Genomic DNA, 17,192 nt, shown 5'->3' with positions numbered 1-17,192 from the left:
GAGCGCGGGTGTCGCTCGACCGCCACGATGATGCGGGCGTCGTGTCCGCTCCACCCCGGCCCCGTCGCGCCCTGATCGAGGCGCCGACCGGTGGTATCCCCATCGTGGACCCCGCCGAGACCACGGGCGGAGTGGACGCCCGCGCGGTGGCCGCGGCGATCGCCACCCAGGCCTCGGCCGGGTACGAGATCCTCGGTGAGCTCGGCCGCGGCAGCCGCACCGTCGCCTACCGGGTCCGCCGCGGTGACGGCGTGTACGCGATGAAGATCGCGCGCGACCACCCGGCCACCATGGACGACGCGGAGCCCCACCGCGACGACGCGGGTGAGCGCGCGTTCCGTCGCGAGGCAGCGCTGCTCGCCTGTATCGCCCACCCCGGTCTGGCCCGGGTGCACGAGGTCGGCTCGGCGGACGGTCGTCCCTACCTGATCATGGACCTCGTCGAGGGCGATCGGTTGACCGATGTGCTCCACGACGGTCCGCTCGACGTCGGCACGCTGCTGGCGATCGGGATCGACGTCGCGGACGCACTGGCCGCCGCCCACCGCGCGGGGCTGGTGCACCGCGACATCAAGCCGGAGAACATCCTGGTCCGCGAGGGCGTCGGGCACCTCGCGCCGCAGGCCCGGCTGATCGACTTCGGGATGGCGTCGCGGCTGGGCGCACCGCCGGACGGCACGGTCGCCGGGACGATGCTCTACTGTGCGCCGGAGCAGTCCGGCATGCTGCACCGCCCGGTCGACGGGCGGGCCGACCTCTACGCGCTCGGCGCGGTCCTGTTCGAGTGCGCCACGGGTGCCCCGCCGTTCGCGTCCGACGACGTCGGGGCGCTGCTGCGCATGCACGCCACCGTGTCGGCGCCGGATCCGCTGACCACGCGTCGGGACCTGCCGTCCGGGTTGGGCGCGGTGATCCTCCGGCTGCTCGCCAAGGATCCCGACGACCGGTACCAGAGCGGTGAGGGCCTGGTCGCCGACCTGCGGCGTCTGGCGTCGGCCGAGCCGACCACGTACTCAGTGGGTCTGGACGGCTTCCCCTTGGGCGCCGACGATCACCCGGTCGTGGTGAAGACCGAGAGCCCCCTGGTCGGCCGCGACGCCGAACTCGGCGCACTCGCCGCCCGGTGGCAACGCGTCCGCGACGCCGGCACCAGCAGCGGCAGTCGTACCTCAGACGGGTGGCAACGCGTCCGCGACGCCGGCGCGAGCAGCCACGCCGATCCGCCCGCGGGTGGGGCCGTGTTGGTCACCGGGCCGCCCGGTAGCGGCAAGAGCCGCATCACCGCCGAGCTGACCGCCGCGGTCGTCGCGAACCGCGGCCTGGTGCTCGCCGGCAAGTGCGACCCGGATGCGTCGCTACCGCTGGCGCCGTTACGCGCCGCGCTCGACCAGTACGTCGCAGAGGTACGGGCGTTGCCCCCGGCACGGCGGGTCGCCGCCGCCGTCGACCTCACCGCGGCCGCTGGTCCGGCCGCGGCGCTGCTGCACGGCCTGTCCCCCGCGCTGGGCGCACTCCTGGACGCCGCTCCCCCGCTCGCCGACGAACGCGACCAGCCGCTACCCGGCGCGGTGGCCGGGTTCCTGGCCGCGCTGGCCCGGTCGGCCGGCGGCCTGGTGCTGCACCTCGACGACCTGCACTGGATGGACGACGCCACCGGCCGCGTGCTCCGCCAGCTGGCCGACGAACTGCCGGACGCCCCCGTCCTCGTCGTCGCGACCTGCCGCGACGATCCCGGGCACGCCGCCGAGCTCGCCACCGCGCGCAACGCGCTCGGGCCCGCCCTGGACCTCACCGTCCGGCTCGAACCGCTCTCCCCGAGCGCCGTCGCCGAGCTCGTCTTCGGGATGACCAGCGGCATCCGGATCGACTCCCCCACCGCGGCCGGGCTGGCCGCACGCAGCGACGGCAACCCGTTCACGCTGCTGCAGTTCCTCACCGCGATCGTCGACGCCGGGCTCGCGCGCCCGTCCTGGGGCACCTGGCAGATCGACCCCGATCTCCTCCACGACGTCGAACTGCCGCTGGACGCCGTCGAGCTCGTCCTCGACCGGCTGCGCGGGCTGGACGAGGAGAGCAGGCAGCTGCTGGGCATCGCGGCGGCACTCGGTCCGCACTTCGACCCCGGCCTGGTCGCCGAGGTCGGGCGCATCGCCCGCCGCCGCGCGATCGAGGTCGCCAGTGCCGCCGCATGGCGTCACCTGCTCGAACGCCGGGACGGCGACAACTTCCAGTTCCTGCACGACCGCATCCGCGAGGCGTTGCTCGCTCAGTTCGACCCCGCGACGCTGCGCAGCGTCCACGCGCGGATCGCCGACGTGCTCGCCGGTCAGACTGCGTCGTCGTCGGCCGGGGCGGTGCCGGCGATCGTCTATGCCCTGGCGCGACACCGCCAGCTCGCCGACGACGGCTCGCCCAACGTCGATCTCTTCGAAGCCTGTGCCGTGGCGGGCCGGCTGGCCCTCACCGAACACGCGCCCGCCGAGGCGGTGGGTTTTCTCGAGGCCGCGGCCTCGGCGGCGGCGCGCGCCGGGCTGATCCCGGACGCGGCGTTCCTGCTCACGCTCGGGCGGGCGCAGCACCGCACCGGGCACTTCCGCGACGCGCTGGGAACGCTGGAGATCGCGCAGCGGCGCACCACCGATCCGATGGAGCAGGCCCGCGTGCTCGCGCTGGTCGCACAGGTCCACGACAGCACCTGGGCCACCGACCGGCAATCGGGCGCTGTCGACGAGGCGCTGGCCGTGCTGGGCCGCCCGCTGCCGGAGAACTCGTTCGTGCTGGTCACGTCCACGGTGGGCAGGGCGCTGCTCGGCTGCCTGATGAGCGTCGTCCGGATCGGTTACGGAGGCGTCCGCGGCCCGCAGCGGGAGCTGTACTGCCTGTTGACCGAGCTCTACGACATCGGTGCGCTGGCATACGCGCGGCAGCTGCGGCCGACGGTCTCGCTGGCGTTCACACTGCGCGGGGTGTTCCTGACCGCGCGGATCGGCCGAGGGCCGGAGAGCGCCCGGATGGCCGTCGCCGCCGCGCACCTGGCGTTCGTCGCCGGGCTGCGTCCGATCGGACGCTGGCTGACGCGGCGCGCGCACCGCACCGCCGCGTGGGTCGGCGACCCGCAGCTGATCGCGTTCGTCGACTGGCTGGAAGCGCTCGACCGGCACTTCTTCGGCCTGGACCAGGGCGAACGCGTGCGCGAGGTACTCGCGGGCCGGGCCCGCTGGCTGGACGCGGGACGCCGCATCGACCTGCTGTCGGTGCTCTGCTGGGACACGCTGATGCGCGGCGACGTCACCGGCGCCGAGGACGTGTTCGCACGTCGGCAGGCCCTGGTCGAGGCCAGCGAGGGCGCGGGCGCACTGAGCACCACTGTGCACGCGTGTCACGTCGGGCTGCTGGCGCTGCAGGGGCGTCCGGCCGAGGCCGCTGCGCAGCTCGACCGGGTCCGCGCCGGCGGTACGGGAACGCGGTGGGAGCGGGTCGACGCGGCGTACGCGGCGATGCTCGCCGAGGTGGAGCAGGGTGACTGCGGCGTCGCGTTCGACCGGGCCGCGGATGAGCTGACCGCCGTCGGCGTGCCGTGGTGGAGCCTGATCCCGATCCAGCGCGGGCTGTTCGTCTACCAGGCCTACGGGCGGGTCGAGCAGCTGCGGGTGGCGCCGGACGACGTGCGGCGCGAACGCGCGCGGGCGGCCGTCCGTGTCCTGCGGCTGGTGGCGAACACCGCGCTGCTGCGGGCCCACTACCTTCTCGTGCGGGCCGCCCTCCTGCTCGCCGAGGGTCGTGTCGACGGGGCGTTGCGCGCGCTCAACGCGGCCGAGCCGGCGATCCGCGCGGTCGACGCGCCGCTGGTGGCGTTCGAGGCGGCCCGCCTGCGGGCCCGCGCACTGCGGTTGCAGGGCGTCGAGGGCGAGAGCGAACGGCAGGCCCGCTACGCGCTGACGCTGGCCGTGGGGCAGCGCTGGCCGCACCGGGCCCGGCAGCTCGCGGCCGAGTTCGGGCTGGAGGACGTCGGGCGGCTCAGCCTCACCCAGGCGCGCTCCAGCGACGGCGTCGCGGTGAGCCTGTACCGGCAGCGGCTGAACGCGATCCAGCAGGTCGGGCTCGCCGCGTCGCGGGTGCTGCACCCGTCCCAGGTGGCCGCGGTCGCGCTCGACGAGACGATCCGCATCCTCGGCGCCGAGCGCGCGTTCCTGTTCCTGGTCGACGACTCGGGGCAGCTGCGGCCGCACGGCGGGCGCGACGCCACCCAGGGCGACCTCGGCACGCTCACCGGCTACAGCGCGACGCTCGTCGAGCGGGTGTGGCAGACGCGCACGGCGCTGGTGGTCACCGGTACCGAGGAGGGCGCCGCGCTGGGTGCCGAGAGCGTCGTCCTGCACGGGCTGCGCAGCATCATGGTGGCGCCGATCCTGCTCGAACCGCGGCTGCTCGGCGTCGTGTACCTCGACAGCCGGGTCGCGAAAGGCATTTTCACGGCCGACGACGTCGGGGTGCTGACGGCGATCACCAGCCACGTCGCGGTGGCGCTGGAGACCGCGCGGGCCGCGCAGCTCGAGGTGGCCGTTTCCGCGGCGCACCGCCAGCGCGATCTGGCCGAGACGCTGCGCGACGCGCTCGCCGCGATCACCGGCATTCTGGAGCCGACGCCCGAGCAGGTGTTGCGCCGGCTGCTCACCGTCGTGTTCGGGGTGGTCGGCGGCGACAGCGCCTGGCTGGTGCAACCGGCGCCGGTCCCGCCGCTGATCTGGGTGCGTGCCGCGACGCGCACCGGACGACATCACCGCACCGACGACCTGGCCGCGGTGTTCGCCGCTGTCGCCGACGTGGACGAGCCCGGCGCCGACGACTCGGGCCTCGGTGTGCCGACCGGTTCGCACCCGGTGGCGATGGACGCCGACGGGCGGCTCGCGCGGCTGCTGGAGGCCGACCAGCCCGTGATCAGCCGGGTGGACGCCCCGCGCCTGGTCACCGACGCACTGCCGGACGCGCGCTGCTGGCTGGCGCTGCCGCTGATCGCCCGCGGTGAGCACCTCGGTGTGCTGCTGTTCGCGACCGGCGCCGAGAACGACTACGACCACGGCGTGGCCGAGATCGCGGGGGCGCTGGTCGGGCAGGGCATGGTGGCCTACGAGAACGCGCGGCTGTTCGCCGAGGTGCGCCGACTCGCGACGATCGACGGGCTGACCGGTGTCGCCAACCGTCGGCACTTCTTCGAGCTGGCAGTGCAGGACGTCGAGGTCAGCCGCCGGGACCGGGTGGCGAGCTGGCCGGTCGCCGCGATGATGATCGACATCGACCACTTCAAGCGGGTGAACGACGAGTACGGGCACCAGGTCGGCGACGAGGTGATCCAGGTCGTCGCGGCGCGGTTGCGTCAGAACGGTCGCGGGCTCGGGCTGCTCGGACGCTACGGCGGCGAGGAGTTCGTGTTGACGCTGCGGGCCGGGGCCGTGGAGGCGGCGCGGGTGGCCGAGCAGCTGCGTGCCGCGGTGGCCGACGAGCCGGTGTCGACGACCGCCGGGCCGTTGCAGGTGACGATCAGTCTGGGTGTGACGTACCTCCGGGACGCCGATCTCGACGGAGAGCCCAGCGCGGACACGCTGGTGGGCTCGCTGTTGGGGCGCGCGGACCGGTGCCTCTACCTAGCCAAGCACGCCGGCCGGAACCGGGTGCACGTCGGTTAAACAGTCACATCGGTTGAGCAGACCTCCACGGTGAAGCCGTTCAGGACTGCGGTGCCGCTCAGGGCATCCAGCTGGGTGGGGTCGGTGAGCGTGTTCGCGTTGACGCCCTCGGTGCGTTCGGCGACACGCAGCCGGGTGCCGGGCAGGCCGTGACCGAAGCCGTGGGGCAGGCTCACGACGCCGGGCATGATCGTCGCGCTCGGCTCCAGCACCGTGGTGACCTCGCCGACCCGGGAGCTCACCCGCACCTGCTGCCCGGGTCGGAACCCGAGCCGCGCCGCGTCGTCGGGGTTCATCTGCAGTGTGCACCGGTTGGAGCCCCCGGCCAGCCCGCCGACGTTGTGCGACCAACTGTTGTTCGTGCGCAGGTTGCGGCGGCCGATCAGCACGAACCCGTCGCGCCGGGCGTCGAGGCCGGCGCGCAGGCGCACCAGGTCGGCGACGATCTCCGCAGGCGCGAGCTCGACCTTGCCCGACGCGGTGGCCAGCACCTCGTCGAGTGCGGGCTCCAGCGGACCCAGGTCGATGCCGTGCGGGGCGTCGAGCAGCTTCCGGAGTGACAGGCCGTCGGGGTGGGCGCCGAACGCGTCGCCGAACGTGCCGAGGCGCAGCATGAGGTCGAGACGCCGTTCGGTGCCGTCGACGCCGGTGAGCTCGGCGCCCAGCGCTGACGGGTCGCGGCCGTGGACCGGGGACGCCGGGTCCTCGACGGCTTTCGCCAGGGCACCGGCGATCAAGCCCTCGTCCAGCAGCGCCGGATCGGCGTCGGCGCCCTGACCGGCGGCGATGAGCGCGAGTTTCGCGAGGATCTGCGCCTCGTTCGGGCGGTCGGCGGCGCGCTCCAGCACGGCCGGTGAGTACCGGGCGATCCGGCGCACCGCGAAGCCCAGCAGCGCGACGTCGTAGTGGCCGGACTCGAGGATCCGTGCCGGTGGGAGCACGACGTCGGCGTGGCGGGTCGTCGCGTTCAGGTACGGGTCGACGCTGACCACGAAGTCGAGCGTTTCCAGCGCCTTGTCGAGCCCGGGGCCGTCCGGAGTGGAGAGCACCGGGTTGCCCGCGACCGTGACGAGCGCGCGGATCTGCCCGTCGCCGGGCGTGCGGATCTCGTCGGCGAGCGTGGCGACCGGGAGCTCACCGATCACCTCCGGCAGGTCGCGGACCCGGCTGCGCCACCGGCCGGTGCGGAACGGCTTGCGCCGGCGGGAGCGGCCGTGCGGCGGCATGCCGAACATGCCCCCGCCGGGGCGATCGAGGTTGCCGGTCAGCGCGGTGACGACGTCGACGAGCCAGCTCGTCAGCGTGCCGAACTCGGCGGTGGACGTGCCGATGCGGCCGTAGACGACGGCGGTGGGTGCGGCGGCGAGCTCCCTGGCGAGCGTCGCGATGTCTTCGGCCGCAACGCCACACACCCCGGCGACAGCGGCCGGTGGGAACTCCTTCGCGAGGGTCCGGAGCTCGTCCAGACCGGCGAACCGGTCGTCGACCCGCACGAGCTCCTCGTCGAACAGCGTGTGCACGACGCCGAGCAGCAGGTACGGGTCGGTGCCGGGCCGGATGAACAGGTGCCGGTCGGCGAGCGCGGCGGTGCGGGTGCGGCGCGGATCGACGACGACGAGCCGACCGCCCCGGGCCTTCAGCGCCTTGAGCCGGCCGGGAAAGTCGGGAGCGGTGCAGAGGCTCCCGTTGGACTCCAGCGGGTTCGCACCGAGCATCAGGAGGTAGTCGGTGCGGTCGAGATCGGGCACCGGGATCGCGGTGGGGTCGCCGAACATCAGCCCGGCGGAGACGTGCTTCGGAAGCTGGTCGACGCTGGCGGCGGTGTACACGTTCGTCGTGCCCAGGGCCTTGCGAAGAGGGCCGAGGTAGAGCTGACCGGCCAGCGTGTGCGCGTTCGGATTGCCGACGTAGATCGCGACGGCGTCGCGGCCGTGCGCGGCGGCGACCCGGGTGAGTCCTGCCTCGACGGCCGCGAACGCCTCGGGCCAGGTGGCCGGCTGCAGCACGCCGTCGCGCCGGACGAGCGGGCCGGTCAGCTTGTCGGGATCCTGGTCGAGTTCGCCGAGCGTCGCGCCCTTCGGGCAGAGGAAGCCGCGGCTGAACACGTCGTCGCGATCACCGCGGATACGGACGACGTCGCGCTGTTCGAGCGTGATCTCGAGACCGCAGACGGCCTCGCAGAGCGGGCAGGTGCGGTACGCGGTGCGGGCCATGACGACCACCTCCAGGACCACAGTCTGGTCCGCCCCACCGACAGAAACCCGCGGGATCGGTGAAGACCGGCGACTTCGCCGATCCCGCAAGCGGTCAGATCAGTGCGGCGGCCAGGGTTCGGAACGCGTCCGCGGGGAACTGGCGGCGGTCGACGCCCAGCACCTGGATCGTGACCTCGTCGGCGCCGGCCCGGTAGTGCTTCTCGATGCCCGCGGCGACCTGCTCCGGCGTGCCCCACGGGATCAGCGCGTCGACCAGCTGGTCGCTGCCGCCACCGGCGAAGTCCGCCTCGGTCCAGCCGAGCCGCAGCAGGTTCTGCGTGTAGTTCGGCAGCGTGAGGTAGCCCGTCATGTACTCCCTGGCCACGGTGCGCGCGCGCTCGGCGTCGGCCTCGAGGACGACGGCCACCTCGGGCGCGAGCAGACCGTCGGGCCCGAGCGTCGCACGGGCCTCGGCGGTGTGCTCCACCGGGATGAAGTACGGGTGCGCGCCGCGCGAGCGGTCGCGGGAGAGCTCGAGCATGCGCGGGCCGAGCGCGGCGAGGACGCGCTGTTCGGGGGTGACCCCGGCGGCGTCGAGTCCGTCGAGGAACGACACCATCTTCGAGTAGGGCTTGCGGTACTGACCGGCGTCCTGCTGGTCGACGATCGCCGCGTGGCTCGTGCCGAGCCCGAGCAGGAACCGGCCGGGGTGTGCCTGTTCGGCGTCGGCGACGAAAGCCGCGACGTCGGCGGGGTCGGAATGCCAGATGCTGAGGATCCCCGGCGCGACGCCGATGCTCTTGGTGCCGTCGAGGATCTCCCGGAAACGGGCCGGGACGCCGTCCTGGAAGCCGGCTGAGAACCAGATCCTGGTGTACCCCAGATCTTCGAGTTCTCCGGCGGCGTCGAGGACGGCGTCCCGGTCCTTCGAGGCGAGGAAGTAGGGCTGCCAGACACTCACGAGTCGTTTCGCCATACCCCGACAGTATTACTGCAATTCGGCGAGCAGCTCCGCGAGGCGCTCGTCGGACTCGCGGGCGCCGGCCTCCAGTCCGGACTCGATGATGCCGTCGCGCGACGGGTCCGAGAGATCAACCCGGCGTTTTCCAGGACTGTGAGGTGCTTCGAGATCGCCGGTTGGGACATCGCGAACGCGCCGGTCAGCTCGGCGACCGTTCAAGGGGCGCTGCGGGATCAGAGCGCGGGAATGAGCGGGAACGTGGTCGAAGGCGGGACCGGGCCGCCGGACCGGGGCTTGCCGAACAGCCAGCCCTGCAGGCGGTCGGCACCGGCGGCCACCAGCGCCTGCGCCTGCTCGGCCGTCTCGACGCCCTCGGCGACGACCTCCAGACCCAGCGTGTGGGCCAAGTCGATGCACGCACGGGCGATCGCGGCGGCAGCCGGGTCGTCGAGTTTCGCGGTCAGCGACCGGTCGAGCTTGAGCTCGGTCGCAGGCAACCGCTGCAGGTACGACAGCGCTGAGTAACCGGTGCCGAAGTCGTCGATCGCGACCCCGACGCCGGCCCGCCGCAGCACCGCCAGGACGTCCCGCCCGGTGTCGAGGTCGCCGATGGCGACCTGCTCGGTGATCTCCACCGTCAGCGCGGACGGGGGCAGGCCGCGGGTGGCGAGGCCGTCCAGGATTTCATCGACGAGAGTCGGGTGGAACAGGTCCGAGGCGGCGAGATTCACCGACACCTCGACCGGGAACCCTGCGCCTCGCCAGTCGCGTACCCGATCGAGCGCGATGCCCAGCACCCGCCGGGTGAGGAACGGCGTCAGCCCGGTGCGCTCGGCGAGCCCGAGGAACTGGTCCGGCGTGATCATTCCGTGCACCGGGTGCCGCCACCGCACGAGCGCCTCCACTCGCGGCGGCGCCGTCACGTCCGTCGCCACGAGAGCCTGGTAGTGCAGCTCCAACGTGCCGTTCGGCGCGGCCAGCCCCAACGACGCCGCGCCGGTCAGCAGCGCCCGCAACTCGGACGCCCGCTCGAGCGAGTCGCGCTGCCGGTCGGGCCCGAGCGAGTCGTAGCGGACCCAGCCGCGCCGCTCGGTCTTCGCCCGGTACATCGCGGTGTCCGCGCAGCGGAGCAGCTCCAGCGTGCGTTCGCCGACCGTGCGGCCCGCCGGCGTGTCGGTCTCGACCACGATCCCGATGCTGACGTCGGTCGGCACCGCGATGCCGCCCACCGGGAGCGGGGTGCGGACCGCGACGAGCAGACGCTCGGCGAGCTGTTCCACGGCACGGTTCGCGGTCAGCACCGCGAACTCGTCGCCACCGAGGCGCGCCAGCAGATCGTCGGCGCCCAGCACGCCGGACAGCCGTGGCGCGAGCGCGGCCAGGAGCTGATCGCCGACCTGGTGGCCCAGGCCGTCGTTGACCTCCTTGAACCGGTCGAGGTCGAGCAGCAGGATCGCGTGCGTGGAACGGGTGTCGGACGCCAGCGACTCCTCGACGCCGCGGAGGAAACCCCGGCGGTTGTAGAGGCCGGTCAGCTCGTCGGTGATCGCGAGCCGGTGCTGCTCCCCCGCGTCCAGCAACGCCCGGACGCCGAAGCCCACGCGGGTGAGCGCGGCGAGCACCGAGATCGAGGCGAGCACTGCGGCCGCCGGCGGCTGGTCGGTGGCCGACCCCACCAGCAACACGATCACGGCGGCCGCCGCGCACAGCAGCGGAGCGAGCAGGGACCACAGATCGAGCGGCCGGTCGGCCATCCGGCGGGAGCGTTGCCAGGCCGCGGCCGCGAGCAGCAGGCCGATCACACCGGCGAGCTGGTCCACCCTCTCCACGCCCTCGGCCCCGGCCGCGAGCAGACGGCTGACCAGCCCGTTGGCCACCGCGAACACGAGCACCGTCGCGGCCAGGAGCTGCCAGCTCGCGTCCAGGCGCCAGCCGGCCAGCGCGGCGATGGAGCCGATCATCCCGACGAGCACCATCGTCAGTGCCGGGTACCCGAGCGTGACGATCGCGTCGAGCGGTGATCCACCGGTCCAGGTGAGCACCCCGCGGCCGAGCAGCAACGCCGTCATCGCCGCGCCGAGCGTGCCGGCGACGACGGCGTCCCAGACCCGCACCGCGCCCACCCCGCCGACGAGCGGACGGGAGAGCAGCCAGACCGCGACGCCCAGCAGCGGCAGCGGGGGCAGCCAGAACGCGTCCGCGAGCGAGAAGGCCGGGAGCGGGTTCCCGGACGAGAGGAGCCGGTCCCAGACGACGTAACCGGCGCCGTTGCACGCCGCCACGACAGCGATCAGCGCCCATGCCGTCCGCTGCGACGGCACCAGCACGCAGCGCAGGGCCACCAGGGCGGCGGCGGTCAGCAGGATGATCTCGATCAGCGCCCAGGACGACCAGAGGTACAGCGGCGAGCTGTCGCCGTGGCCCGTCCACGCCCAGCAGAGGTGGAGCGCGAGCACGGCGCCGAGCAGGCAGCACCCCCGACGCACGACCGAGGCGACGACGGCCAGCGGAGAGCGCTGGGCCATGGCTGTCTCCTCCGGCTCCTCGGCGTCCTCTATCCGCTTCGTCCGAATCGACGCCAACCTGAGGCGTCCTGTCCACAGCGGCAAACCGTGACTTCCTGAAGTCGTCTGATCGGCGTAGCGTAATGCGAACAGACGTTCGAAGAATTACGCGGGGAGCCTACATGTCCGGGGAACCGATCGCTGTGTACGGCGCTACCGGCCACACCGGCCGACTCGTGGCCACCGAACTGCTGGCCCGCGGCCATCCGGTCGTCCTGGGCGGGCGGGACGCCGCCGGCCTGATCGAGTTCGCCGCCGAGCTGGGCGAGGGTGATCGGGTGACGGTCCGGCCGGCACCGCTCGACGACCCCGGCGCGTTACGCGGGCTGGCCGCGAGCGCTCCGGTGCTGATCCACTGCGCCGGGCCGTACGCGCTCACCGGGCCACCGGTCGTCGCCGCCGCGATCGAGGTCGGCACCCACTACGTCGACCACGCCGTCGAGGTGCACCACGTCAAGGACCTGTTCGAGAGCTACGCCGGCGCGGGGGTGCAGATCGTGCCGGGAATGAGCTTCTACGGTGGGCTCGGTGACCTGCTGGCGGCGCACGCCGCCGACGGCCTGACCCACGTCGACAAGGTCACGGTCAGCTACGCGGTCAGCGGCTGGCGGATGACCACCGGGGCCCGGCGCACCGCCGATCTGCTGATCAACGAGGTCGAGCGGATCACGTTCAGCGAGGGCGCGCAACGGGTCGGTCCGCTGCCGATGTACACGACGACCTACGTCTTCCCCGCACCGCTGGGCCCGCGGATGATGATCGGCCCGTTCCCCACCGGCGACGCGGTGACGATCCCCCGGCACGTCCCGACGACCGAGGTCGAGGTCCTGCTCACCGCGACGACGTTCACCGAACCGCAGGTCTTCACGTCCGAACACGTCGACGACGTCGAGCGCGCGGCCACCGCGTTCACGGTGGCCGCCGAGGTCTCCGCGGGCGGTGTGCACCGCACGGCCCACGTCACCGGCCACGACATCTGGTGGGCGGGCGCGGTGGCCTCCGTGGAGGCGGCGCTCGACCTGGCGTCGGACCACCCCGGGCCGAAGCGGGGCGTCCACAGCCCGGCGGAAGCGTTCTCCGCCGGGCCGTTCCTGCGACGTCTGGAGGAGCTCGGTGCGTTCGTGCTCGCGGTCAGCTGACCTTGAGCCGCACCAACTGCGGATCGTGGTCACTGGCCTGGTCGGCGTACTCGGCGTTGACGTGCACGACGTCGTAGGAGTACGAGCGCGCCGCTGCCCGGCTGAGCAGGATGTGGTCGAGCACCTGCGAGTTGCCGTCGAACACGTACGTGTACCGCTCGGCCACCGGCAGCGTCGCCGGCAGGTCCACCAACTGGGAACCGGCCAGCGTCGTGATGGTCCGCGAGAACTCGAAGTCGTTGAGGTCACCGACGACCGCGATGTTCGCCTGCGGCTGCGCGGCCAGCAATTGCTTCACGAACCCGTTCACCAGCGCCGCCTGCTGGGCGCGCTTCGCGGCCGACGACTGCGCGGGCGGCTGGAACCGGCCGAACAGCGGCTGGTCGCCGCCCTTGGAGACGAAGTGGTTCGCGATCACGAACACCGACCGGCCGCGGAACACGAACTCGCCGGCCAACGGCTTGCGGCTGTCCGCCCACGCGGTCTCGGCGGGAGCGATGCGCCCGGGGTTGAGCGAGAGGTGCCCGGCTTTCGTCACCGAGACCGGTGTGGTCGCGTCGCCGGCCGGTGCGCTCGCGAACGACACGCCCCGGCTCGCCGCGTACAGGAACCCGACCCGGATGTTGCCGCCCGGCTCACCGCCGTCGGCGTTGTTCACCGGATCGATCTGCCGGTAGGAGTAGGTCGGGCCGCCCGCCGCCGTGATCGCCGAGATCAGCGCGGCGTACGTGCGGTCGGCCGCCACGGTCCCGCCGTTCGTGGCGCCGTCGTTGTCCTGCACCTCTTCCAACGCCAGGACGTCGGGCGCCCGCAAATTCCCGACGATGATCGACGCCAGCCGCGCGAACTTGGCCGGCGGGTCGTTCGGGTCCAGGTTCTCGACGTTGAACGTGCCCACCGAGAGCTCTGTCGCGGTGTCGGCGCGCGTCGTCTCGGGCTGCTTGGTTCCGGCGAAGGACACCGCGGCCGTCAGCACGATCTTGACGTTGCCGAAGCCGTAGCTCACCACTCCGTCCGCCGGTCCACCCGCGACCGCTCCGACGTCGGCCTTCGGCGGCGCGAACCCGAGCCCGTCGTCGAGAATGATCCGTTCCGGGTTGGCGTCGTTCGCCCGCAGCACGATTCCGCCGCGGGCGCTGCGCGTGCCCGCACCGCGGCCACGGTCACCCAGCACCGGCAGCTCGTTGAACGAATTCGTGGGGCCCACCGCCACCGCGTCGTTCACCCGCACCCGCATCGATTCCAGCGACTCGTAGAAGTCGATGCCGTCGGTGGCCGGGTCGAACGTGCCGCCGGTCTCCACGTCACCGTTCGCGTCGTCGTCGATCACCGTGGTCGGTGGGCGCCTGCCGCCGGCTCCGAGCACTGTCGCGGCGGGCAGCGGGTTGCCCGAGGACGTGACGGTGACGGTCGGCGACGTCAGCTCGGTGGTCGTCAGGTTGGCGGTGCCGTCGGCGCCGCCCGGCCGGAACTCGGTGACCGTGCCCTCGACGGTGACCGCGTCACCGACCGCCACTGTCGGCGCGGAACTGGTGAAGACCAGGATCGCCTCGGACGTGCGCGGGTCCCGGTCGGGTTGCGGGTCCTGCAGGTAGAAGCCGTTGGACGCCTTCGCCGTGACGACGCCCGGAACGCTCACCGCGGTTCCCCGCAGCGGCGACACGTGGGCGGCACCCTGCACGTCGTGGATCCGCGTCGCCGTCGCGGCCTGCGCCGGTGTGCTGACGAGCACGCCGCCGACGAGCACCAGGCCCAGAACAATTCGTCTCATGCGGGCTATTACGCCATGTCACTTCGACACAAGCCCGCACATCCACGAACTGTTGGCCTAATGGACTATCACCTGCCACACCGGACTCAGGCCTGGGAATCCGGGCACGGGAACGGGCGGCCGCACCAGTCGCAGACTCCGCCGGCCGGCACGTGCAGCCGGCGGAGTGTCTCCCGTGCCGCGGCGCGCTCTGCCGCTAACTCCTCGGGCGTGAGGCCCGCGTCGAGGTCGTCGTCGGAATGGGCCCCCCGCCCATCGGCCCGACGCCGATCCTCGCCACCCGTCATCACGCCACCGCTCCGGATCAATGCCCCGGCGCCATCGCGACGAGCAGCGCGGGCACCAGTCTCACCAACCACCGGAGGTCACCCCCCGGTGCACCGGCCGCCGTCGCGACGTCCAGCTCGGCGGCGTCCACGACCGCTACGCGCCCCGGAGCCGGGCGCCCGCGCGTCACCCGCGCGCGGTCGTCCGCTCCGGAGGCGGATCTGACGAATTCCACCAACACCGTGGTCTCTCGGTTCTCCATGGCGTTTCCCCCTGGATCTCGACCCTCTCCCCCGGCTCAACGAGGTGCTCGGCCGGGAGCGACGACCAACTCGGTCGTTTGACCCAGAAATCTGATCGAGGTGTCCGTTGAGTGACCAACTCTGCTCTGAACGGAGGAACGGCACCACCGTGCACACCCCCAGTCGTACGGTTGACCTATTCCCGCTGTGATCCTTCACGTTGGGCGAGAGGGGCACCAATGGTGGAGCGCGTCGTCACGTTGGAAGGCGCGAGTAATGTCCGCGACCTCGGTGGCTTGACCACTACGGACGGACGCCACACGCGGTACGGCCTCTTGTACCGCTCCGATTCGCCGTCCGAACTCACTGAAAACGACGTGCGGGCACTGGTCGAGGCGCGCGGGCTGCGCCACATCGTCGACCTGCGCTCGCTCGAGGAAGTCGAACGCGACGGCCCGGGCCCGCTCCAGCGCGCCGGGCTCACCTACGCCAACCACTGGATGAGCAGCGACCCCGGCGTCGGTCAGGTCGTGCCGGAGATCATGCGCGGCAACCTCTCCGGCCACTACCTGGGCTATCTCGGGTCAGGATCGGAGCGGGTGGTGGCCGCCGCACGGCTGCTCGCCGACCCCGACAACCACCCTGCGCTGGTGCACTGCGCGGCCGGCAAGGACCGCACCGGCACGCTCGTCGCGATCCTTCTCGACGCGGTCGGCGTGCGCCGCGAGGAGATCGTGGCCGACTACGCGCTCACCGACGCGAACATGGAGGCGGTGTTCGCGCGCGTCGTCCGTCGCCTCGAGGCCGCCGGCGGACCCGTTCCGACGATGACCCAGGACCTGCCGAACGAGGCTCGGCGCGCCCGCGCGGAGACGATGGTCGAGTTCCTCGACCAATTGACGACGGTGTTCGGTGGCGGCACCGGATGGCTTCTCGCCCACGATTTCCCGGACACCGAATTGGAGCGATTCCGCAGCGTCTTTCTCACGGACTGACGCCGTTCAAGCGTCACGGCCGAAGATCCAGGACCGGTTCGCCGACGTGGCGGGCGTCAAGGCGCTGGCGCCGATCGCACTGTCGATCCCGTCGCCGGCGATCGGCCTGCTCGCGCCGTTCGCCGGGCGGATCATCGCGCCCCGGCCCCATCCCCGGGGGCCGGGGCGCGTGCCTAGAAGAAGGTGCCGCAGAACGGGGCCGACTCGGTCGCGAACAGTTCGTCGGCGACCGGCACCAGCGCGAGATCACCGGACACCCGACCGGCAGCGGCGAGCTGCCGCCAGCTCGTCCCCCCGAGATACACCGCGCCGAGCCCGGCGACATCCACCGTGAGCTGCGGCGCCGCGGTGGACGGCTTCGCGCCGCCCGCGCCGATCCAGTACGCCCCGGCGTTCTCCGGCACCACCCCGTCGACGACGCCGACCACGACCTCGCCGCTCCCCCGGTACGTCCGCGCGGCCAGCGCAGCGGGTACGTCCACGAGCCGCAGCCAGATCTCGTCCTCGATCGACGTGGTGCGCACCGGCCGCTCGTCCACGAGCATCACCCGCAGCGGATCGTCCATCGCCAACGCGTCGAACCGGACGGTCTCGACCAGGTCGATCGAGAACAGGTACCGCAGCAGCGCCGCCCGCGCGACGCCGTCCACGGCGACGAAGTCGTCGACGTGAACCAGATCTTCGCCATCCGGGTGGTACCGCGCGAATCCGGTCTCCGCACCCGGCGGACCGTACACGGCCACCACGAACTGCTGCTTCTCCTCGACGACGCGCAGCTCGCGCACTTTCCACCACTCGGACGTCCGGGAGATCGCGCCGGTCCAGCCCGGGTCGACCCGCTCGTAGATCGCCCGCTGCAGCGACCAGGCCCCGGCCGACCGCGCCAGCCGCACCCCGCCCCCAACAGCGATGCCCGGCCGCAACCGGGCCCTTCGCGCCGCGACGGTCACGACGTCGACGTGCGACGCCACCCCGTACCCGTACCGCTCGTAGATGCCACCTTCCGCGGCGCGGAGCGTCGCGATCGACACGCCCCGCTGCCGGGCGTCGGCGAGCTGAGCGTTCATCAGTGCGCGGGCCACCCCGCGACGGGTGTGGCTGGGCAGGACGCCGACCCGCGTCACCGCCGCGTGCGGCAGCCGGGCACCGCCCGGCACGACGACGTGCGTCGTGTACGACGACGCCGTGCCCACGAGCTCCCCGTCGAGGTAACCCCCGAACGTGCGGCCCGGTTCGTGGAACTCCACCGCCGGGACGGACAGCGGCGGGAGCCCCACCAACGCGATTCGGAACACCTCGAACGCGGCTTCGACGTCATCCGACGTCTCGAGGATCCGGACGGTCGGAGCGGCGGCATCAGAGAGCACGCCGCCA

Annotated in this window: 10 protein-coding genes; 3 read left to right on the top strand and 7 right to left on the bottom strand. The window is 72.7% G+C overall.

Features of this window, described 5'->3' with window-relative positions; genetic code table 11:
* Positions 1-8 precede the first annotated feature (8 nt).
* Positions 9-5,684 carry a diguanylate cyclase gene (locus ACGFY5_RS20095; RefSeq protein WP_392721758.1) on the top strand — a complete coding sequence of 1,892 codons (5,676 nt, stop codon included), beginning with the start codon at positions 9-11 and terminating at the stop codon, positions 5,682-5,684.
* Here ACGFY5_RS20095 and ACGFY5_RS20090 read toward each other — a convergent pair.
* The 4 genes from ACGFY5_RS20090 to ACGFY5_RS20075 form a co-directional block, all read right to left on the bottom strand.
* On the bottom strand, positions 5,681-7,897 hold the full coding sequence (locus ACGFY5_RS20090) for a molybdopterin-dependent oxidoreductase (protein WP_392721757.1): 2,217 nt from the start codon (positions 7,895-7,897) through the stop codon (positions 5,681-5,683). The two genes, ACGFY5_RS20095 and ACGFY5_RS20090, sit on opposite strands and share 4 nt — an antisense overlap.
* Positions 7,898-7,991: 94 nt before the next feature.
* Positions 7,992-8,855: a TIGR03620 family F420-dependent LLM class oxidoreductase gene (locus tag ACGFY5_RS20085; protein ID WP_392721755.1), complete on the bottom strand. Its 864-nt coding sequence runs from the start codon at positions 8,853-8,855 to the stop codon at positions 7,992-7,994.
* A complete protein-coding gene (locus ACGFY5_RS20080; protein WP_392721753.1) occupies positions 8,837-9,025 on the bottom strand; it encodes an ArsR family transcriptional regulator in 189 nt (62 codons plus the stop codon). The genes ACGFY5_RS20085 and ACGFY5_RS20080 overlap by 19 nt, the downstream gene beginning before the upstream one ends.
* A 48-nt stretch (positions 9,026-9,073) precedes the next feature.
* Positions 9,074-11,365, bottom strand: coding sequence for a putative bifunctional diguanylate cyclase/phosphodiesterase (locus ACGFY5_RS20075; protein ID WP_392721752.1), 2,292 nt, complete (start codon positions 11,363-11,365; stop codon positions 9,074-9,076).
* Positions 11,366-11,526: 161 nt separating this feature from the next.
* Between ACGFY5_RS20075 and ACGFY5_RS20070 the strand changes: the two genes are divergently transcribed.
* The gene (locus ACGFY5_RS20070) at positions 11,527-12,543 is read left to right on the top strand and encodes a saccharopine dehydrogenase NADP-binding domain-containing protein (RefSeq protein ID WP_392721751.1); all 1,017 of its coding nucleotides are present in this window, start codon (positions 11,527-11,529) and stop codon (positions 12,541-12,543) included.
* On the opposite strand, the gene ACGFY5_RS20065 is transcribed toward ACGFY5_RS20070, so the two are convergent.
* Both ACGFY5_RS20065 and ACGFY5_RS20060 read right to left on the bottom strand, forming a co-directional pair.
* Entirely contained in the window at positions 12,536-14,314 is a 1,779-nt protein-coding gene (locus ACGFY5_RS20065) for an endonuclease/exonuclease/phosphatase family protein (protein WP_392721749.1), read from the bottom strand. The two genes, ACGFY5_RS20070 and ACGFY5_RS20065, sit on opposite strands and share 8 nt — an antisense overlap.
* A 304-nt stretch (positions 14,315-14,618) precedes the next feature.
* Entirely contained in the window at positions 14,619-14,843 is a 225-nt protein-coding gene (locus ACGFY5_RS20060) for a hypothetical protein (protein ID WP_392721748.1), read from the bottom strand.
* A 219-nt stretch (positions 14,844-15,062) separates the two neighbouring features.
* On the opposite strand from ACGFY5_RS20060, the gene ACGFY5_RS20055 reads away from it, so the two are divergent.
* Positions 15,063-15,818 carry a tyrosine-protein phosphatase gene (locus ACGFY5_RS20055; RefSeq protein ID WP_392721746.1) on the top strand — a complete coding sequence of 252 codons (756 nt, stop codon included), beginning with the start codon at positions 15,063-15,065 and terminating at the stop codon, positions 15,816-15,818.
* A gap of 173 nt (positions 15,819-15,991) precedes the next feature.
* Here the strand turns inward: ACGFY5_RS20055 and ACGFY5_RS20050 are convergent, their stop codons facing one another.
* Positions 15,992-17,185, bottom strand: coding sequence for a GNAT family N-acetyltransferase (locus tag ACGFY5_RS20050; RefSeq protein ID WP_392721745.1), 1,194 nt, complete (start codon positions 17,183-17,185; stop codon positions 15,992-15,994).
* Positions 17,186-17,192 lie beyond the last annotated feature (7 nt).

Source organism: Cryptosporangium sp. NPDC048952, assembly GCF_043197895.1.
Taxonomy (GTDB): domain Bacteria; phylum Actinomycetota; class Actinomycetes; order Mycobacteriales; family Cryptosporangiaceae; genus Cryptosporangium.
The sequence above is the reverse complement of the archived record's forward strand: the minus strand, read 5'-3'. Positions and strand labels throughout refer to the sequence as shown.